The sequence below is a fragment of the Lacticaseibacillus jixiensis genome, assembly GCF_042847315.1.
GTDB lineage: Bacteria > Bacillota > Bacilli > Lactobacillales > Lactobacillaceae > Lacticaseibacillus > Lacticaseibacillus jixiensis.
On sequence record NZ_BAAFPR010000024.1, the window covers coordinates 30,428 to 46,048 of the forward strand.

Here is a 15,621-nt window from a genome sequence, read left to right on the forward strand (position 1 = left end):
CTGGCCGCGTAATTTTACCCAAAATAAAAACGCCCACCAAGCGGCAGGCGTTAGGCATGGCGGCTAAATCGCCACATTACCGGAAAATTGTGAATTGTACAAATCAGCATAGAAGCCATTGGCGGCCATTAAGGAATCATGGTTGCCGGTTTCAATGATCGAGCCGTGATTCATCACAATGATGTTGTCGGCGTCTCGAATCGTTGACAAGCGATGGGCGACCACGAAACTGGTCCGGCCTTCCAGTAAACGGCTCATGGCATGTTGGATATGCACTTCAGTTCGTGTATCAACCGAACTGGTGGCTTCATCCAAGATCAAGATATCCGGATCGGCCACAAACGCACGGGCAATCGTCAATAACTGCCGCTGCCCTTGCGAAATATTGCTTGCCGATTCGTCCAAGATCGTGTTGTAGCCTTCTGGCAGCTGGCGCACAAAGTTGTCCACATGGGCGGCTTTAGAAGCAGCCATGATCTGGTCATCTGTGGCGTGTTCGTTACCATACTTCAAGTTGTCCCAGATAGAGCCGGTGAATAACCAAGTGTCTTGCAAGACCATGGCGAAGTGACTGCGCAATTCTTCGCGGGTCATGTCGCGCGTATCCACACCGTCTAAGCGAATCGAGCCGCCTTTGACATCGTAGAAGCGTTCCAACATGTTGATGACCGTCGTTTTGCCGGCACCAGTAGGGCCAACAATGGCAATCATTTGACCTGGTTTAACTTGCAGGTTGTAGTCGTTCATCAACAATTCAGCGCCGTCATAACCAAACTTCACATGATCCATCACCAGCTTGTTAGGATCATTAGGTACTGCTGGGAAGTTGGATGGTTCGTTGGTCATTTCCGGTTCGTCTAACACTTCAAAGACCCGTTCTGCCGAGGCAATCGTGTTTTGAATGGTGTTGGCTAAGTTGGCCAATTGCGAAATTGGTTGGGAGAACTGCTGGGTGTATTGCAAGAATGCCTGCACATCCCCTAAAGAAACTGTCCCGTTGGCCACGCCGACCCCACCGAAAATCGCCACGAAGACGTAACCGATGTTGTTTAAGAAGTTCATCAACGGCATGATGATGCCAGACACGAACTGGGCTTTCCAAGCGGCATTGTAGAAGTTGCGGTTCTCTTCTTCAAAAGTCGTCACCGCGATTTCTTCACGGTTAAAGGACTTCAATACCACTTGGCCGGCGAAGTTCTCTTCGACTTGGTTGTTCAACAAGCCTAAAGCCTTCTGTTGGGCAGCGAAGTATTTCTGCGACTTTGGCGCCACGACACCAACCACGATCAAAGACAGCGGAATGGTGATCAAGGCGATCAAGGTCATTTGCCAAGAAATCGAGATCATCATCCACAACGTCCCGATGAAAGTAAACGTCGAGGTAACCATTTGCGTCAAAGACTGTTGCAAAGTCGAGGCGATATTATCCATATCGTTGATCGCCCGGGACATGATATCCCCGTTGGAATGGGTGTCGTAATAATTGATCGGCACCCGCTTCATCTTGGCTTTCAATTCTTTGCGCAAGTCATAAACCGTGTTTTGCGACACCCGGGTCATGATGTATTGTTGCAAGAAGGAGAATAACGCCGAAGCCACATACATGAGAATGACGGTGATGATCACCGATTCGATCTTCCCAAAGTTGATCGGGAATTCACTCATCTTGATGCCGGCCTTTTGCTGGGCGACGCCTTTCATGTAGCCTTTGAAGATCTCAGTCGTGGCTTGACCTAAGATCTTTGGGGTGCGGATCTGAAAGATCGTTGAGGCAATGGCGAACACCAACACGATGAAGATCCCCACCAAGCGGCCTTTCATATAGCCCATCAAGCGCTTAGTCGTGCCCCAGAAGTTCTTAGGCTTCTCAACAACACCCAAGCGCCCACCTGGGCCGTGACCGCCGGCTGGACGACTCGTGGTTTTCTCTGCCATTAGGCTTCATCCCCCTTTCTGATTTGAGAATTGATGATTTCTTGATACGTTTCGTTGTTGGCTTTGAGTTCGGCATGGGTGCCGCGACCGACCATTTTACCATCGTCTAACACGACAATGGTATCGGCGTCGGCAACTGTTGAAACGCGCTGGCCGACAATGACCACGACTTTCTGCGAGATTTCCGGATCATCCAACAATGCTTTGCGCAAGTTGGCATCAGTCTTGAAATCCAAAGCCGAGAAGGAATCATCAAACACATAGATGCTGGCTGGCTTGACTAAGGCCCGGGCGATCGCCAAACGCTGCCGCTGGCCGCCTGAGAAGTTGCCGCCGCCTTGTTCAACGTGATAATCCAAGCCTTCAGGATTTTCTGCAATGAAATCACGCGATTGCGCAATGTCCAAGGCATGCCAGATCTGTTCATCAGTGGCATCAGGATTGCCGTATTGCATGTTCTCACGGACAGTACCGGAGAACAGCACCGCCTTTTGCGGCACAAAAGATACCGCTTGGTGCAGCTGCTTTAAGTCAAGCTCGGCGACGTTGACACCGTTGACTTTAACCGTCCCAGCATCCACATCATAAAAGCGCGGGATCAAGTTGATCATCGTGGTTTTCCCACTACCGGTACCGCCAATAATCGCCAAGGTCTGCCCGGCGTGCATCGACACGTCGATGCCGGATAATGCCGGATCTTCGGCGCCATGATAACGGAAGTCCACATGATCAAATTCCAAAGCCGGCGTGTCGCCTAAAGGCTTTGGTGCATCTGGGGAAATAATCGGCGAATTCTGATCCAACACTTCGTTGATCCGCACGGCAGAAGCTTGGGCCCGCGGAATGAACATCAAGATCATCGACAGCATCATGAAGCTCATCAAGATCTGCATCGCATAAGTGATAAATGCGATCATGTTACCGGTTTCCAAGGCTTGTTGGGCAATCAAATGTCCGCCCCACCAAGTGATCCCAATGTTGGTGCCAGACATGATCAAAGTCATCACCGGCAGCGCCAAGGCCATGATGGTATTGACCTTGATGGCATTATCGGTGTAATCCTTGTTGGCTTCACTGAAGCGGTCTTGTTCAAAATCATCTTGGCGGAAAGCGCGAATGACGCGCACGCCAGTTAAGCCTTCACGAAAGACCAAGTTGATCTTATCGGTTTTCTCTTGCATCTTGCGGAACAATGGCACCGCAAACTTCATCAAGATCCCGACAAACAACAACATGATCGGAATGACGATCACGAAAATCGACGTCAACGTGTGATTCTTCTGATAAGCCAAGAAGCTGGCCCCAATCAACATGATCGGTGCCATGATCATCATCCGCAAGATCATCATCCAGGCATTCTGCAGCTGGGTGACATCGTTAGTCGTCCGCGTGATCAACGAACTGGTGCCAATGGTGTCCAGTTCATCATGGGAATAATTCAAGACTTTGCGGTACACGTCACTGCGCACGCGTTGGCCTAATCGCTGTGAGGTGCGCGACGCCAGGAAAACGTTCCCCACGGCAGCCAAGACACTCAAGACAGAGAAGGCGATCATTTTGATCCCGGTGTGCCAAATATAAGTCGTATCCCCTTTGGCCACCCCGTTGTTAACAATATCGGCAGTCAGATTCGGCAGGTATAACGAACTGATGACCTGCACGATCATAAATAATACCGCTCCCATGACCGCAAGTGAGCTCATCCGGCCTTTAGCCAGTTTAATCATGTGGCGCCTCCTTCACCGCACCGTATTGCAGCCAGTCTAACAGCTGCGCCACGCGCTTCTTTAATTCTTGTGCACTGACGGTTTCGCCTTTGCCCAAATGGTTGTAATACGAACCAACAGTTTGCATAAACATGCCCATCACCTGCCGGATCAACATTCTCAGTTGCCGATCAGAATCGACGCGCAAGTTGCTGCGATCGACATTGTTCATCATGTAATCGATGACCTCGTGCCCTTTAGGTTTATGGGCATTAGCATCGACGCCTGGGCTGATCTTCGCTGCAGAATGAAAGTCCATATACATAAACACGTTCTGGTAGAAAGCCGCATAAGGACCATCTGCCAACTCGTTGATGATCATGTCAAACAAATCGGTGACCGATGGGAAGAGATCGCCATTGTGTTTGGCAAGCATCCCTTGCAACGCAGCAGTCGTCGACTCACGCATCCGATCTAGTAAGTAGAAGAAAATGTCGCCTTTGTCTTCAAAGTATTGGTAGAAACTCCCGCGCGGGATCCCAGCATCTTTAATGATGTTTGAGATGCTCGCATCGGCAAACGGTGCTCGAGTGAATTCCGCATAAGCCGCTTTAACCAAGCGCATGCGTTTTTCTTCAGGCAACCGGAAAAATGTCGGTTTCGGCATGTTGACCTCCTTGTGCTCTGGCATGACGAACTGTCATGTGACAACTTGTCATTATACGCGAGTGATGCAAAAAAGCAATAGTTCTTTTGCCCGAAATGAGGCATTGACCTTCAGGCGCAACAAAACAGCCTTGTCCGCCATCACAAGCGGCCAAGGCCAAAGTTCAACTTTAATTCTCGACGACAGCTTTTGGCAATTGCGTCAAGTTCACCCCGACGACTTGCCATTGGTCTTGCTCAACATCGATCCGGGTGACACTGGTGTTTTTCAACAACCCGAAAGGCAATTGATCCGGCGCCAATTGATGCACCAAGGCGCTTAACAACAAGCCATGCGCCACCACTAACACATCAGCATCTGCTGGCGCTTCAGCGACGATCTTGGCCAAACCGGTGCGCACGCGCAGCTGCACTTCAGCCAAGCTTTCCGCTTGCTTGGTGGGATCGCGGTGTTGGAAAGTCGCGATCAAATGGGCAAAGCGATCACCCGCAAAAGCCCGCATCATCGCTTTGGCCCCGACCGCTTGCATTGTGTGGCGGATCAATACCCCTTCACCTTGCCCTTCCAAACCGCCAAAGTAATACTCTCGCAAGCCGGCGCGCTGATGCAGCGCCAAATTCGGATGATATTGTAAAATCGCCTGGGCGGTTTGCACCGCGCGCTTGCGATCAGAACTGTATGCTGCAGCAAATGGCACATCGGCCAGTAATTCTGCCAAGCTTTGGGCCTGTTTCAAACCACGGGCACTTAACGGCCGGTCAGTGATGCCTTGCAGGCGGTTGGTTTTATTCATATCAGTTTGTCCATGTCGCACCAAATACAATCGCACTGTCATATCTGCGCCCCCATTTGCGTAGTTGGAAAACGATTTCAAACATTCAATTTGGTTTCACCTACCTTTTCATGTTATCATATTCACGAGTTATCCTACAGAGACTAAAGTCGGAGGCGAGCACGTGAAAACTGCGCAGATGATATTGGACTATTTACACACCCATCCTACAAGCTATGCCATAGTCACGCGGGGCCTGCAAAACGTCGTCGCGTTTCGCTTGCCAGACACGATCATCTTTCCTTATCAACACCACTTATTCCCAGATGAACGCTTAGAAGCCACGCGCATGGAAGACGGCTTCATCCAAGCGCATCCGCAGTTGGTGCAATGGCTGGCCAAACAAATCGACGCAGATGAACCGCCAGTGCCTAATGAACTTTGGCTGACCCTTGGCCACGTCAGCAAGTTAGGCCTTAACTTTGTGGAGGTCAGCTTTGAATAAAGCATTTAATCAGGCGTTGCGGCGCACGGTTCAGGCGAGCATCCTCGCCTTTTTATTTTGGCTGGGCATGCAGATGCTGGATTGGTCTTGGCTGATTTATTTGGTGGTCGCGACTTTGGTGTTCGCGTTGATCAGCTTCGTGTATACTATGGTCATCTGGAAGAATCGCTAAGGAGAACATGATGGAAACCAAGTACGGACGCAACTCATTCTTTGACGGCGGCTTGTTGAGTCTGATCGGCTGGACACTGTTAGGGGCAATTATTACCGTGTGCACCTTGGGGATCTGTTATCCTTGGGCATTGTGCATGCAATACGGCTGGAAGATCAATCACACTGTGGTGGACGGCTATCGGATGCACTTCTTCGGCAGTGCCATTGGTTTATTTGGCAACTGGATCAAGTGGTTTCTGTTGACGCTGATCACTTGTGGCATCTACGGCTTCTGGGTGCGCATCAAGTTAGAAGACTGGAAAGCCAAGAATACCGAATTACTCAATCGCGCCTGATGACGCACAAATAACGCCTCTGGATCGAAGTCCAGAGGCGCTATTTGTATCTGCAGCTATTTAATCTAACACTTGGCCATTGCTTTGGCATTGTTGCTGAATACTGGTCAACGACTTCTCATCTTCGAATTTCAGCTGATAAGCACTGTCATTGTCATCTTTGGTGGCGATATCCACCGCGCCTTTGTTCAGGTGCAAATCTGAGTATCCAGCCAAAGCATAACGTTGTTTACCGCCGTCTTTCTCGGTTAATTGATACAGCGTGGCGATTGTCACCCCTTGATCATCACCGGAGTATCGCTCAGTGTCGCTGCTGTCGCTTGCAGAAAGCACATCAACGGTTTCACCGACATTCTGCGTATTGGCGTCTTGGCTTTCGAAGCTGTAACCTTCGATCGGATTATAAGTAAAAATGTAAGTCTTCAACGCTTTGCGCGCGGAATAATCGGCGAAATCGCCGGTGGTTTCCCATTGCTTTGCCGCCAGTTCGTCAATAAAGCGCGTCACATCAGCCTTGTTGGTGACTTTGCCTAAGCTTTGCAAGCCGCTGACTTTGACTTTGAAGCTGCGCGTGCCTTGCCAAATCTTGCCTTTGGTCTTAAATTGCTTGGTAAAGCTGGTTGGCACCGTCAACGAGACTTCTGAACCATTCTTGAGCTGGCCATTGTCAGCCACTTTAAACCGCAAATCATTGGCATATTGTTTGCTGGTGATGGTGATCATGCCGTGTTCATCATAGCCGCTGAACGTCACATCCAAGTGCTTCTTGATGTCGGCGATACCGATGTTTTGGGTCTTCTTCAAGCCTGACACCTTGAATGAATGGCTCTTGTTGCTAAGCTTGTACTTCTTGGCTTCAGCGTCTGAAATCGCCAACTTGGCTTTGACCGTTTCACCGTTCTTTAGCCCGGTGTTTGGCGTCACGTCGATCTTGATGTCGCCTAAGGTTTCATTGACTTGACTCATCAGCGTCGTGCTGCCGGACAACTGCCCGATCTTGTCATAGTTTAATTCCGCAGCATCGGTTTCTTTAACGTAATCGATAGCCGTTTTATCGACGTTGTCGCCAGTCATCACACCGACTAGGATCGCCTTGGTGGCATTCTGAGCAGATGCTGACGTCAGATACGCGGTGCCGTCGCCGTTATACCCGGAAAACTTTAATTCAGCATCTTTTAAAGCATCGGTTCTCGCCAGCCCCCGCCAGATCCCAAAGCCAATGACGACCACCAGCAACACCGCCACGCCGTATACGGCGTAGCGATACTTGTTAAACACCTCTTTTGCCTTGTCCATATTCAAAATAATTCCTCCTCCAAGTGCATAATATGTTAATGGCATTAACATAATCACATATCAGTTTCTGCATGTCAATTCACAAGTAATAGGAATATTTTGCTAAAATCTGATGAAATCATGAGATATTTTCGTCAGCCCCCTTGTCCAATCTGGCAAATGATAATAAAGTTTGGTTGGAGGATATTCTGTGCCTCATCCTTATTCGCTCGACATCATGTTCGTGATGCGTATTCTGGGGGTCATTCACATTTTGTTTGCAACAATTGGTTCAGCAACCTGGCTGCCTCAGGTTGTCTTATTGATTTTTGCCACCGGCTTTGTTTGTGCTTTGGTGATCGGCTACTCGCGCATCTGGCAGCGCGTCGTGGGCAATACCGCGCTGTCTAAATGGCAGCTGCTGGGTATCCGCTGCGCCTTGCCGCTGGCCAGCTGGTTGTTAGGCGCACTCCTAACAGCAGCCAGTTTGACGGATATTGCCAACGGGTGGTTATATGCCAATATTGCCTTGTTCTTAGTCGCCTTTCCGATCTTGGATAATCAGCTGGGCAAGTGGGAATATCTGATCCGCTGTGCCGCTTTGCTGGTGATTTGGGGCGTTGGCCATCAAGCCAACCTCTGGACATGGCCAGTTGGCTTAACCCTGGTGGGGTTACTTGCGCTGCTGGTGGTGATTCGCCTGCGCGGGTGGGACCTGCGCTATCGCTTCTGGTATTGTTTAGCCGCTGGCGCTTATGTGGCCGCGGCCTATTGGCTGACGGTGCCTGACGTCAACTTAACTCAAGCGCATTTGTACTTCAGCATCGGCGCATACTTATTGATGACGGCGCTGACTTGCTTATATTGGAACTTCATCCGGCGTCGGCAATTGACGACCAGTCAAGCTGCCAGTGAAGACCTGACTGTCAACACCGTTTATGCGTCATACGCCCGCAATGTCGCCAGTTTGTTTGAGGGGGCCAAGCAAAGCCGCCAACCTTTGACGTTAGCGGTGATCGATGTGGATCATTTTGCCGATATTAACGAACGCTATGGCCACATCGGCGCCAATGCGATCTTGATGCAAGTCGTTGAAGTGTTGCAGAACGTCTTGTCGCAATACAGCGCTGAATCACATTTGTTCCGCGCTGGCGGCGAAGAGTTCAGCATCATTTTCAACAACACACCGACAACTTTGGCAGCGCCGATCATCTTGGACTGCTGGGACACGATCCGCACCCATACCTTCACCTACCAAGACAAGCAGTTGATGCTAACGATCTCAGCTGGTTTGTCGCAGATCCAATCAGTCGATCGAGATGTTGATCCGCTGTATAAGCGCGCCACTGCCAGCATGACCCAAAGCAAGCACAGCGGCCGCGACGCCATCACCGTTGAAGGGGTCGCTCAGCACGCCCGCGAGGCGCAAAACTGGCTGCCGACTTATACTTATTATGCCCAGCCGATCGTTGATGTGCGCCGAAATACCGATCAGACGATCATGAATGAACTGTTGCTGCGCGCCTTTGATCGCAATCAATGGCGCCTGCCGGACAGCTTCGAAATCGCGACAACGACGCAAATCAGCTTGATCAAGCGCGTCTTGAATCATAGCCACGTGCCAAGTGTCACAGTGAACCTCACCGCTAAGCAGTTCAGCGATGCCGCCATCGCCCGCGACTTTGTGCACTTCAAGCGCCACGAACCGCGCTTGAAGGAATTCGTCATTGAGATCATGGACGCCCCAGACCTGCAAACAGTCAAGCAGATCACAGAAATTTATCGCGCTGAAGGCATCAAGATCTATCTGGATGACGTCGGCAGCGACAACAGTTATGAATTGGTGTTGCACATGTTCGCCTATATTGATGGTATTAAGTTTGCGATGCAGAATCTGCGCAAAACCAATGACGCGCAACAGTTGTTGGAGCGCATCGACTTCTGGAAGAAAATCGCCGATGACCATCACCTCGAATTTATTCTCGAAGGCGTGGAGAACCAAGAAGAATCCGAATATGCCTTTAAGCAAAGCGGCATCTTCCGCCAACAAGGCTATTATTTCGGTAAGCCTGCTTTGCCGCAAGACAAGTAAAGGTGCAGCAGCGAAATCAAGTGCCACAAAGGCCCGCAAACCCAGGATTCTGAGTTTGCGGGCCTTTGTGCAGCTTGGGTGGCATCAATGGTCTTGCGCCGCGGCTGCTTTGTTGATCTGCACAGCCGTTTTGCCATCGCGAAAACATTGCATGCTGCACTGCCATACACTCGCGTTGTACTGCTGCTTCATCTGACGATTGCACACAATACGGATCACGCCGCGCTTAATATAGCAAACATATGCCCCGAAATCTGAACCAACCGGTGTTTATCCGTTCAACTGTGTATGCCAAGCCAACCACTAGACTGGTTTAATCACGGAGGACAGGTGTTGCGCAGGCGCGTGGGGAAAGCATCGGTCAGGCCGTGAAACGATCAGCGTCGTGAGACAAGCGGTTTGTGCTTGGCTCGCGTCGCTGATCGCGGCAAGAATTTAGACGTGCAGGTGAGCAGAGCGAACGTACGGCTAAATTCTTAGGTGGAAACCACGCGCTTTTTTGCGCGGTTGGAACCGGCCGCACCGCCTGCGCCGATGCTTTCCCCGCGCGCCGAAGCAACACCTGGCCGGGCTCTACCCAAGTCCGGACTTGATACGCTGTGGTCTTCGTCGAGCTGCGTGGCGCAACGCGGGTACGGTTAGCTACGCCATCGAACTCGGGGCAAAGAACGCCCCAAGCCCGATGGCTAAGCTACCCGACCCGCTAAGTGCGCGCCACTCCGCTCTGGTATACAAAAAGCCGCTACATCAACGATGTAGCGGCACACTCACCCGTACGGGATTCGAACCCGTGTTTTCGCGCTGAGAACGCGACGTCTTAACCCCTTGACCAACGGGCAATGAATCATCAGAACAATAAACATTTTACAGGATTCAAGGGGATTGTCAAGGCTTGGCGCCTAACTTCTTGGCTCCTCGTGCTCATTTTCCCCACTGGCATTCTTGACCCCCAAATGAATAACCTTGGAAAACCGCAAGTACGCGACAAAATGAAACACCACCCCAACGATCAACAAGGCCCCCGCCAACCCATTAGAGAAGAAAGTCGCCACGATCGACAACAGGTAAATACCCACCGACCGCGCCGGATCTTGGCGGATGCGGTTGTAGTGGTGTTCGATGCCTGACAAGTTGCGCAACTCCACATGCCGCTCCAAGAAGCGATACACCACCAAGAAACTGGCTGAAATCAAGATCGCCACCACATCATACACAATGAACGCCACTTGAATATCATCAGCATTGCCATTGGTCAGCGCTTCGATCAACAACACCATGGCGTAGTTCACCAGCGTCACGGTGAAAAGCAACCCCAGATTCAAGATATTCAAGGTGCGGTTGGTTTTCTTCACATATTGGAAGTAGTCATGATGAAACAACCAGCTGGTGCCCACATAGAAATACGACATCAAATACATCACAAACAACGGCCCTTGATGGCTGATCACATGGCCTAAAGTCCCAGGGGCAATCGTTTCAGGCTTGAATTCTAAAATCAAGATCGTCAGCAAAATCGCAAACACACCATCTGATAACGCGTTAATTCGATCTTTATTCATCGCGTAACCTCCGTGATAGGCGGCTATCCATCCCACCTTTATCAACATTATACACTAGAAATCCCAGATGTCCATTCATCCCGCCACCACCAAAAAAGACCTTCGCTTGGCACTCACATGAGCGGCAAGGCAAAGGTCTTGGCAATGGCTACAAGTTCTTATCCATATTAAACGTCAGCTTCGACAACTCCAAGCCTTGCATCACAAAGCTGGCGATTTGCTTCTTGGTTTCGGCTTTGACCATGGCCACCAGTTTGTAATTGGCCGCAGTCAACGCTTCAGTCAAGTCTTTGCCGGAAAGGTCGGCTGTCGCGGCATCGGTTTGGGCAATATGAATGCGGAAACGCCGGTTGAGTTCAGTTAAATAGTCGCGGTTTTGTTGAATGAAGTGGTTATAATGCGATTCAACCAACATCCCCATCGACCGATGCAGCCAATATGCAGAATCTTTATCCACATCCATTTGCATTGGCGTTTGGTTATAAGACGGATCGGTGTCTTCGGCGTTGCAATAGAACGGCACATATGGACTGAACGTCGGCATCCCGATGTTTAACCACATGATTGATTCAGCGTTATCGCGCACCTGCAGAATATGCGAATTCTGCGTGCGGTTCAAGCCGATCGGCCGATAACGATATTTATCCGCGTCATCGCCATGGCCTAACGGATCAAAGCGAGTTTCGTTGTAATGGCTGCCTAAGATATAAGCAATGTCTTCACGGGTGATTTTGTGATCAGTATGCATAATGAACGGCAGCTCGGCGGATTCTGGGGTTTCCGGCGTTTCTGGGTTGAGGATATGATGCGCATACCAAACCCGCGGCGTGTTATAGTGACGGTCTTTCTCGTTCATCGTGCCAAAGATATGCCGGAAGTTGAAGCCGGATTGATCCGGGTTCAAGTGGTGTTCTTCAACGAATTCTTGGATCCCGGCGCTCCAGATAAAGTTATCCGGATCGTCGAAATCGACTTCTTGAATCGCCACTTGATTGGCAGCGACTGCATAAGCGTCATCAGGGATGCGCTGAGCGACCCAGTGATGGCCGGTGACGATTTCCATGTACCAAGCCGCGTCTTTATCGGAAAAAAGCACCGAATTGCCGGCTGGGGAGCCGTATGTTTTGATCAATTGACCGAGGTATTCGACCCCATGGCGTGCAGATTCGATGAATGGCAAAACCATGTTCACCATCAAGTCTTCGTCTAAGCCGTCTTTGACTAACGGATCAAAGGCCAAGGTGCGCTCGTTGCCATAAGTCGATTCAGTCGCCGACATTGCGACGTTCTTCTCGTTGATGCCGCTTTCTTCATAATCGCCTTCATGCTCACGGTCAACATTAGGCACCGCGTTGTAGCGGTAGCCATTCTCCGGCAGCGGTGCCTCGAAGTTGTTTAGCGGCGACTTCACCATTAAGTCCTTCTCGCCTTTCCATGCTGGATGCATGTAGAAGCGTTGCGGTGTCAGTGGTTTGAATGTGTCGTCGTTGCGCGCGATCATGGTGGTGCCATCGATCGAGGCGAGTTTGCCTACCAAGATCGACGTACATGCAGATTCGATTTTCATGCGTGCCCCTCTTTTCTCCAAAGTGATAAGTTAAGTTTACGCCCAAACCGTCAGCTTTGCATGCCCGTTACACAACGGTAACCAAACAGCGACAAAACAGCGCTGATCAATCACGCCATTCAGAGGGAAGTATGCCAATAAAAAAACTGCCACCTGGCGCTTTTGAACGCCGTGACAGCTGATAGATATTATTCTTGGGTAGATAGGGATCAATATACACTGAGCAATGCAGTTAACGAACGCCTACATTACGGTATTTGTTCTTGTGAAAACATTTTTGATGTGGGAATCATGTGGGAATATCTATATTCCACGATTGCAGGGCTACTCAACAAATAGGTCTGGCAAACCCGCAAGCTGATCCTCAGTGACACCAGTATAAACGTTTTGGGTGGTTTGTACAGACTTGTGCCCCAGTTCCGCAGCAATCAATACGGGATTGATATTCTTAATATTTCCAATGGTTGCCCATGAGTGACGCCAACCATGCGGCGTGATTCGCTTTAGGTTTGCAGCTGCGATAATCTTATCCATCCACTTGTTAGGATACATAGGTTGCATGAACCCATTATGGTCATTGGTGAAGATCAATTGTTCATCACCGTTAGATTTAATGCCATCACGCTGAAACTCTTGGGCTTGCATCTTTTGCCACTGTTTCAAAATAGATATTGTTTTGTCATCCAGAAACAGCGTGCGTTTGCTGCTTTCTGTTTTGGGATTTGGCGAGATATAAAGGCGATTATTTTTACCGCGGGTCAAGGTTCTACTGATTGTAAGAGTGTGTTTCTTGAAATCTAGATCAGTCCAACGTAAAGACATTGCCTCACCCTTACGCATACCAGTGAATGCCAAGACGTTAAATATAGTATACGCCTTCCAGTTTGCTTCTTGGCGTGCGGCTTTGAGAAAAGCTTGAAGTTGATCCTCAGTATAAAAGTTGTCTTTTGGTTCTGTCTTGCGGTCTGACTTAGCCGGCTTTCTAGGAACCCAAACGGCCCTTGTAGGATCATCATACCTAATTTTGTTAAGCATGGCATGTTCAAACACCTTGGAAGTCATTTTCAAGAACGTGCGATACTTCTTGTATCCTTTATCCGCCCACAACTGAACGGCATTCTGGCAATCCTCTATTGAAATTTCTTTAATCGGCTTCTCGCCGAAAAGTGGCAAAATATGCAGCCGAAAATTATCCTGTGTCTTTGCCGCCGTAGATTCGGCTATCCCACCTCTTTCATATACTTGATACCATTTTTCATAAACGGCTCTAAACGTAATCTTGTTGGATTCTGTGAATCCGTGACGTTCTACATCATCAAGTGCGCGGCGCTCATGGAGTGCAGCCTCTTTTTTGGTTAAGAAGCCGCCACCGCTTACACGCTTAAAGCGCCCGTTGCTGCCCCGAACCTGTGTTGTTGCATCAAAACGCCACCGTTCACCTGCTTTGATCAAATATTTATACTGCGACATCTGTTGTTCCTCCTATTTTCCGTCACGCTAGGCAAGCGGTGCACTGAGAAATGGAGAACCAAAGACTTCCCTATCCTACGCCAACGACAGCTTGTGATCCTCTGAAACCAGAAAATCATAAGCACGCGCTGAGTGATCCGCCATGATGAACAATGCCACCACATGACTGTTGGCATCTTTATAGGGATTTAACCGTAAGATGGTAAATGCTTCTTGAATAATGTTAATCTGCTGCCTCTGGCTTAAAGATTCTAACCATTGATAAACGCCACTTGTATCATTCAGTGGTGCACCTACAACTAACATCGCGCCAGCACCGTTAAAGGCAGGCTGCTGAACGTATACAGCTAACGGCTTGTCTGTTTGAGCCAGATCAATACCGCTTAATTTCCTATTTAATGCGGCGAGATCATCACTACTAAACGCCGCTGCTGAATAGCTGTGGTCAGAATTTTGCTGCTCACCGATAGAAATCTTGTATAGATCAGGTTCAAAGCCAAAGAGATCATTCGGTGTGATTTGTAAGAAGTTGCAGATCTTTTCAAGCGTACCAAACTGAATGCCGTTAGAATCACCACGCCCAAGAACACTGAGCGTATTCATTGAAATACCTGTTGCCTTGGCTATATCCGTAAGGGTATGGCCTTGTTGTCGTGCAACTTCTTTCAACTGAACATTTATCACTGAGTTCCCTTCTTTCACTGACTTGCTTGGATTTTCAATTTTTTTGATTTGTTTTTTTACATACGTCATGGACTTGCCTATAAAGCCTCTGTAAACAAAAATTTGTCCCACACTGCCGCGGCACGGGAAAAAACACCCAAAATCCGCAGCACCAGAGAAAGCAGGTGTGACCATGTACGCTCAAAGTTGACTATACGCCGGAATAAATTGCAGGTAAACAGTATTTTTACTATTGACTGTATACAGTCATGGACTTATACTGTTCACAGTTAAAAGGAGGATGAAAGCCCATGAAACAAGAAACACCACTTAAAGCCCAAATCATTTGGGAACCCGCTTTTGATAAATCCATGGATCAACGAATTGATGAACGTGTGCAACAAATCGTAGAGCAAAAGATTGTTGAACTACGTGAACCGCTTGTGTACAACCTTAGCGAAGCCTGTCACGCCGCCCATTGCAGTTACAACACTCTTTACAAATGGATTCAGGATGGATTGCCAGAAATCTCTTACGGCCGATACAAGCGTATCCGTAAAACAGATCTGGAAGCATGGTTAGAAAAATTAGCCATCTAGTTTTATAGAGGTTACGGGGTAAGCCCCAGAGGAGAAGGATAATGAGCACTCACAAGTTAATAAAGATTGATGGCGTTACACATGATCTAACATTTGAGCAGTTTGCAAAGCTTCTGAACACAGCAGTTCAGCAACAAGTTTCTTCCACTTATGACACGCTAACAGCAGAACAACGGTAAGCACCCAATAACAGACCGTCTTGAAAATCAATAGAGGCCCGTTCCCAGATTCAGGGAAGCGGACCTCTTTGCTTTAAGCGACGGTCGATTGGGCGGTACCGGTAAATGTTTGGTTCCAAGGCA

General features: G+C 49.1%; 14 protein-coding genes and 1 tRNA gene. 5 read left to right on the plus strand and 10 right to left on the minus strand.

From position 1 onward, the window contains the following. Nucleotides 1-63: 63 nt before the first annotated feature. From ACGG90_RS12350 to ACGG90_RS12365, 4 genes are all read right to left on the minus strand, one after another. Nucleotides 64-1,935, minus strand: a complete 1,872-nt coding sequence (locus ACGG90_RS12350) for an ABC transporter ATP-binding protein (RefSeq protein WP_390409836.1) — start codon at nucleotides 1,933-1,935, stop codon at nucleotides 64-66. Beyond that, entirely contained in the window at nucleotides 1,935-3,662 is a 1,728-nt protein-coding gene (locus ACGG90_RS12355) for an ABC transporter ATP-binding protein (RefSeq protein WP_390409838.1), read from the minus strand. The genes ACGG90_RS12350 and ACGG90_RS12355 overlap by 1 nt, the downstream gene beginning before the upstream one ends. Further along, complete coding sequence (locus tag ACGG90_RS12360) at nucleotides 3,655-4,308, minus strand: TetR/AcrR family transcriptional regulator (RefSeq protein WP_390409840.1); 654 nt, start codon at nucleotides 4,306-4,308, stop codon at nucleotides 3,655-3,657. Before ACGG90_RS12360 ends, ACGG90_RS12355 begins: the two co-directional genes overlap by 8 nt. 169 nt (nucleotides 4,309-4,477) lie before the next feature. Next, on the minus strand, nucleotides 4,478-5,143 hold the full coding sequence (locus ACGG90_RS12365; protein WP_390409842.1) for a histidine phosphatase family protein: 666 nt from the start codon (nucleotides 5,141-5,143) through the stop codon (nucleotides 4,478-4,480). Between the two features lie 121 nt (nucleotides 5,144-5,264). Between ACGG90_RS12365 and ACGG90_RS12370 the strand changes: the two genes are divergently transcribed. The 3 genes from ACGG90_RS12370 to ACGG90_RS12380 are packed head-to-tail and all read left to right on the plus strand — an operon-like array spanning nucleotide 5,265 to nucleotide 6,094. After that, nucleotides 5,265-5,585, plus strand: coding sequence for a hypothetical protein (locus ACGG90_RS12370; protein WP_390409843.1), 321 nt, complete (start codon nucleotides 5,265-5,267; stop codon nucleotides 5,583-5,585). Next, on the plus strand, nucleotides 5,578-5,757 hold the full coding sequence (locus ACGG90_RS12375) for a hypothetical protein (RefSeq protein WP_390409845.1): 180 nt from the start codon (nucleotides 5,578-5,580) through the stop codon (nucleotides 5,755-5,757). The genes ACGG90_RS12370 and ACGG90_RS12375 overlap by 8 nt, the downstream gene beginning before the upstream one ends. A 10-nt stretch (nucleotides 5,758-5,767) precedes the next feature. Then, nucleotides 5,768-6,094 (plus strand): DUF4234 domain-containing protein, encoded by a 327-nt coding sequence (locus tag ACGG90_RS12380; RefSeq protein WP_390409846.1) that lies wholly within the window; start codon nucleotides 5,768-5,770, stop codon nucleotides 6,092-6,094. 60 nt (nucleotides 6,095-6,154) lie between these two features. Here the strand turns inward: ACGG90_RS12380 and ACGG90_RS12385 are convergent, their stop codons facing one another. After that, nucleotides 6,155-7,390 (minus strand): hypothetical protein, encoded by a 1,236-nt coding sequence (locus tag ACGG90_RS12385; RefSeq protein ID WP_390409847.1) that lies wholly within the window; start codon nucleotides 7,388-7,390, stop codon nucleotides 6,155-6,157. 190 nt (nucleotides 7,391-7,580) lie between these two features. On the opposite strand from ACGG90_RS12385, the gene ACGG90_RS12390 reads away from it, so the two are divergent. Next, nucleotides 7,581-9,461: a bifunctional diguanylate cyclase/phosphodiesterase gene (locus ACGG90_RS12390; protein WP_390409849.1), complete on the plus strand. Its 1,881-nt coding sequence runs from the start codon at nucleotides 7,581-7,583 to the stop codon at nucleotides 9,459-9,461. A 767-nt stretch (nucleotides 9,462-10,228) separates the two neighbouring features. On the opposite strand, the gene ACGG90_RS12395 is transcribed toward ACGG90_RS12390, so the two are convergent. The 5 genes from ACGG90_RS12395 to ACGG90_RS12415 form a co-directional block, all read right to left on the minus strand. Next, nucleotides 10,229-10,300: transfer RNA gene (locus ACGG90_RS12395), tRNA-Glu, on the minus strand. A 60-nt stretch (nucleotides 10,301-10,360) separates the two neighbouring features. Further along, entirely contained in the window at nucleotides 10,361-11,020 is a 660-nt protein-coding gene (locus ACGG90_RS12400) for a TMEM175 family protein (protein ID WP_390409851.1), read from the minus strand. Between the two features lie 148 nt (nucleotides 11,021-11,168). Continuing rightward, nucleotides 11,169-12,587 carry a C69 family dipeptidase gene (locus tag ACGG90_RS12405; protein ID WP_390409852.1) on the minus strand — a complete coding sequence of 473 codons (1,419 nt, stop codon included), beginning with the start codon at nucleotides 12,585-12,587 and terminating at the stop codon, nucleotides 11,169-11,171. Nucleotides 12,588-12,911: 324 nt separating this feature from the next. Continuing rightward, nucleotides 12,912-14,057 carry a tyrosine-type recombinase/integrase gene (locus tag ACGG90_RS12410; protein ID WP_390409854.1) on the minus strand — a complete coding sequence of 382 codons (1,146 nt, stop codon included), beginning with the start codon at nucleotides 14,055-14,057 and terminating at the stop codon, nucleotides 12,912-12,914. A 75-nt stretch (nucleotides 14,058-14,132) separates the two neighbouring features. Next, entirely contained in the window at nucleotides 14,133-14,915 is a 783-nt protein-coding gene (locus ACGG90_RS12415; RefSeq protein WP_390409855.1) for a helix-turn-helix domain-containing protein, read from the minus strand. Nucleotides 14,916-15,031: 116 nt separating this feature from the next. Here ACGG90_RS12415 and ACGG90_RS12420 point away from each other — a divergent pair, with 116 nt between their 5' ends. Continuing rightward, nucleotides 15,032-15,319 carry a helix-turn-helix domain-containing protein gene (locus tag ACGG90_RS12420; protein ID WP_390409857.1) on the plus strand — a complete coding sequence of 96 codons (288 nt, stop codon included), beginning with the start codon at nucleotides 15,032-15,034 and terminating at the stop codon, nucleotides 15,317-15,319. The last annotated feature ends 302 nt before the right edge of the window (nucleotides 15,320-15,621 follow it).

Excerpts from the sequence above, each read along its gene's own strand:
- ACGG90_RS12350 (WP_390409836.1), bottom strand. The coding sequence starts at position 1,935 with ATGGCAGAGAAAACCACGAGTCGTCCAGCCGGCGGTCACGGCCCAGGT.
- ACGG90_RS12415 (WP_390409855.1), bottom strand. The coding sequence starts at position 14,915 with ATGGTCACACCTGCTTTCTCTGGTGCTGCGGATTTTGGGTGTTTTTTC.
- ACGG90_RS12420 (WP_390409857.1), top strand. The coding sequence starts at position 15,032 with ATGAAACAAGAAACACCACTTAAAGCCCAAATCATTTGGGAACCCGCT.
- ACGG90_RS12355 (WP_390409838.1), bottom strand. The coding sequence starts at position 3,662 with ATGATTAAACTGGCTAAAGGCCGGATGAGCTCACTTGCGGTCATGGGA.
- ACGG90_RS12380 (WP_390409846.1), top strand. The coding sequence starts at position 5,768 with ATGGAAACCAAGTACGGACGCAACTCATTCTTTGACGGCGGCTTGTTG.
- ACGG90_RS12385 (WP_390409847.1), bottom strand. The coding sequence starts at position 7,390 with ATGGACAAGGCAAAAGAGGTGTTTAACAAGTATCGCTACGCCGTATAC.
- ACGG90_RS12360 (WP_390409840.1), bottom strand. The coding sequence starts at position 4,308 with ATGCCGAAACCGACATTTTTCCGGTTGCCTGAAGAAAAACGCATGCGC.
- ACGG90_RS12405 (WP_390409852.1), bottom strand. The coding sequence starts at position 12,587 with ATGAAAATCGAATCTGCATGTACGTCGATCTTGGTAGGCAAACTCGCC.
- ACGG90_RS12410 (WP_390409854.1), bottom strand. The coding sequence starts at position 14,057 with ATGTCGCAGTATAAATATTTGATCAAAGCAGGTGAACGGTGGCGTTTT.
- ACGG90_RS12365 (WP_390409842.1), bottom strand. The coding sequence starts at position 5,143 with ATGACAGTGCGATTGTATTTGGTGCGACATGGACAAACTGATATGAAT.
- ACGG90_RS12400 (WP_390409851.1), bottom strand. The coding sequence starts at position 11,020 with ATGAATAAAGATCGAATTAACGCGTTATCAGATGGTGTGTTTGCGATT.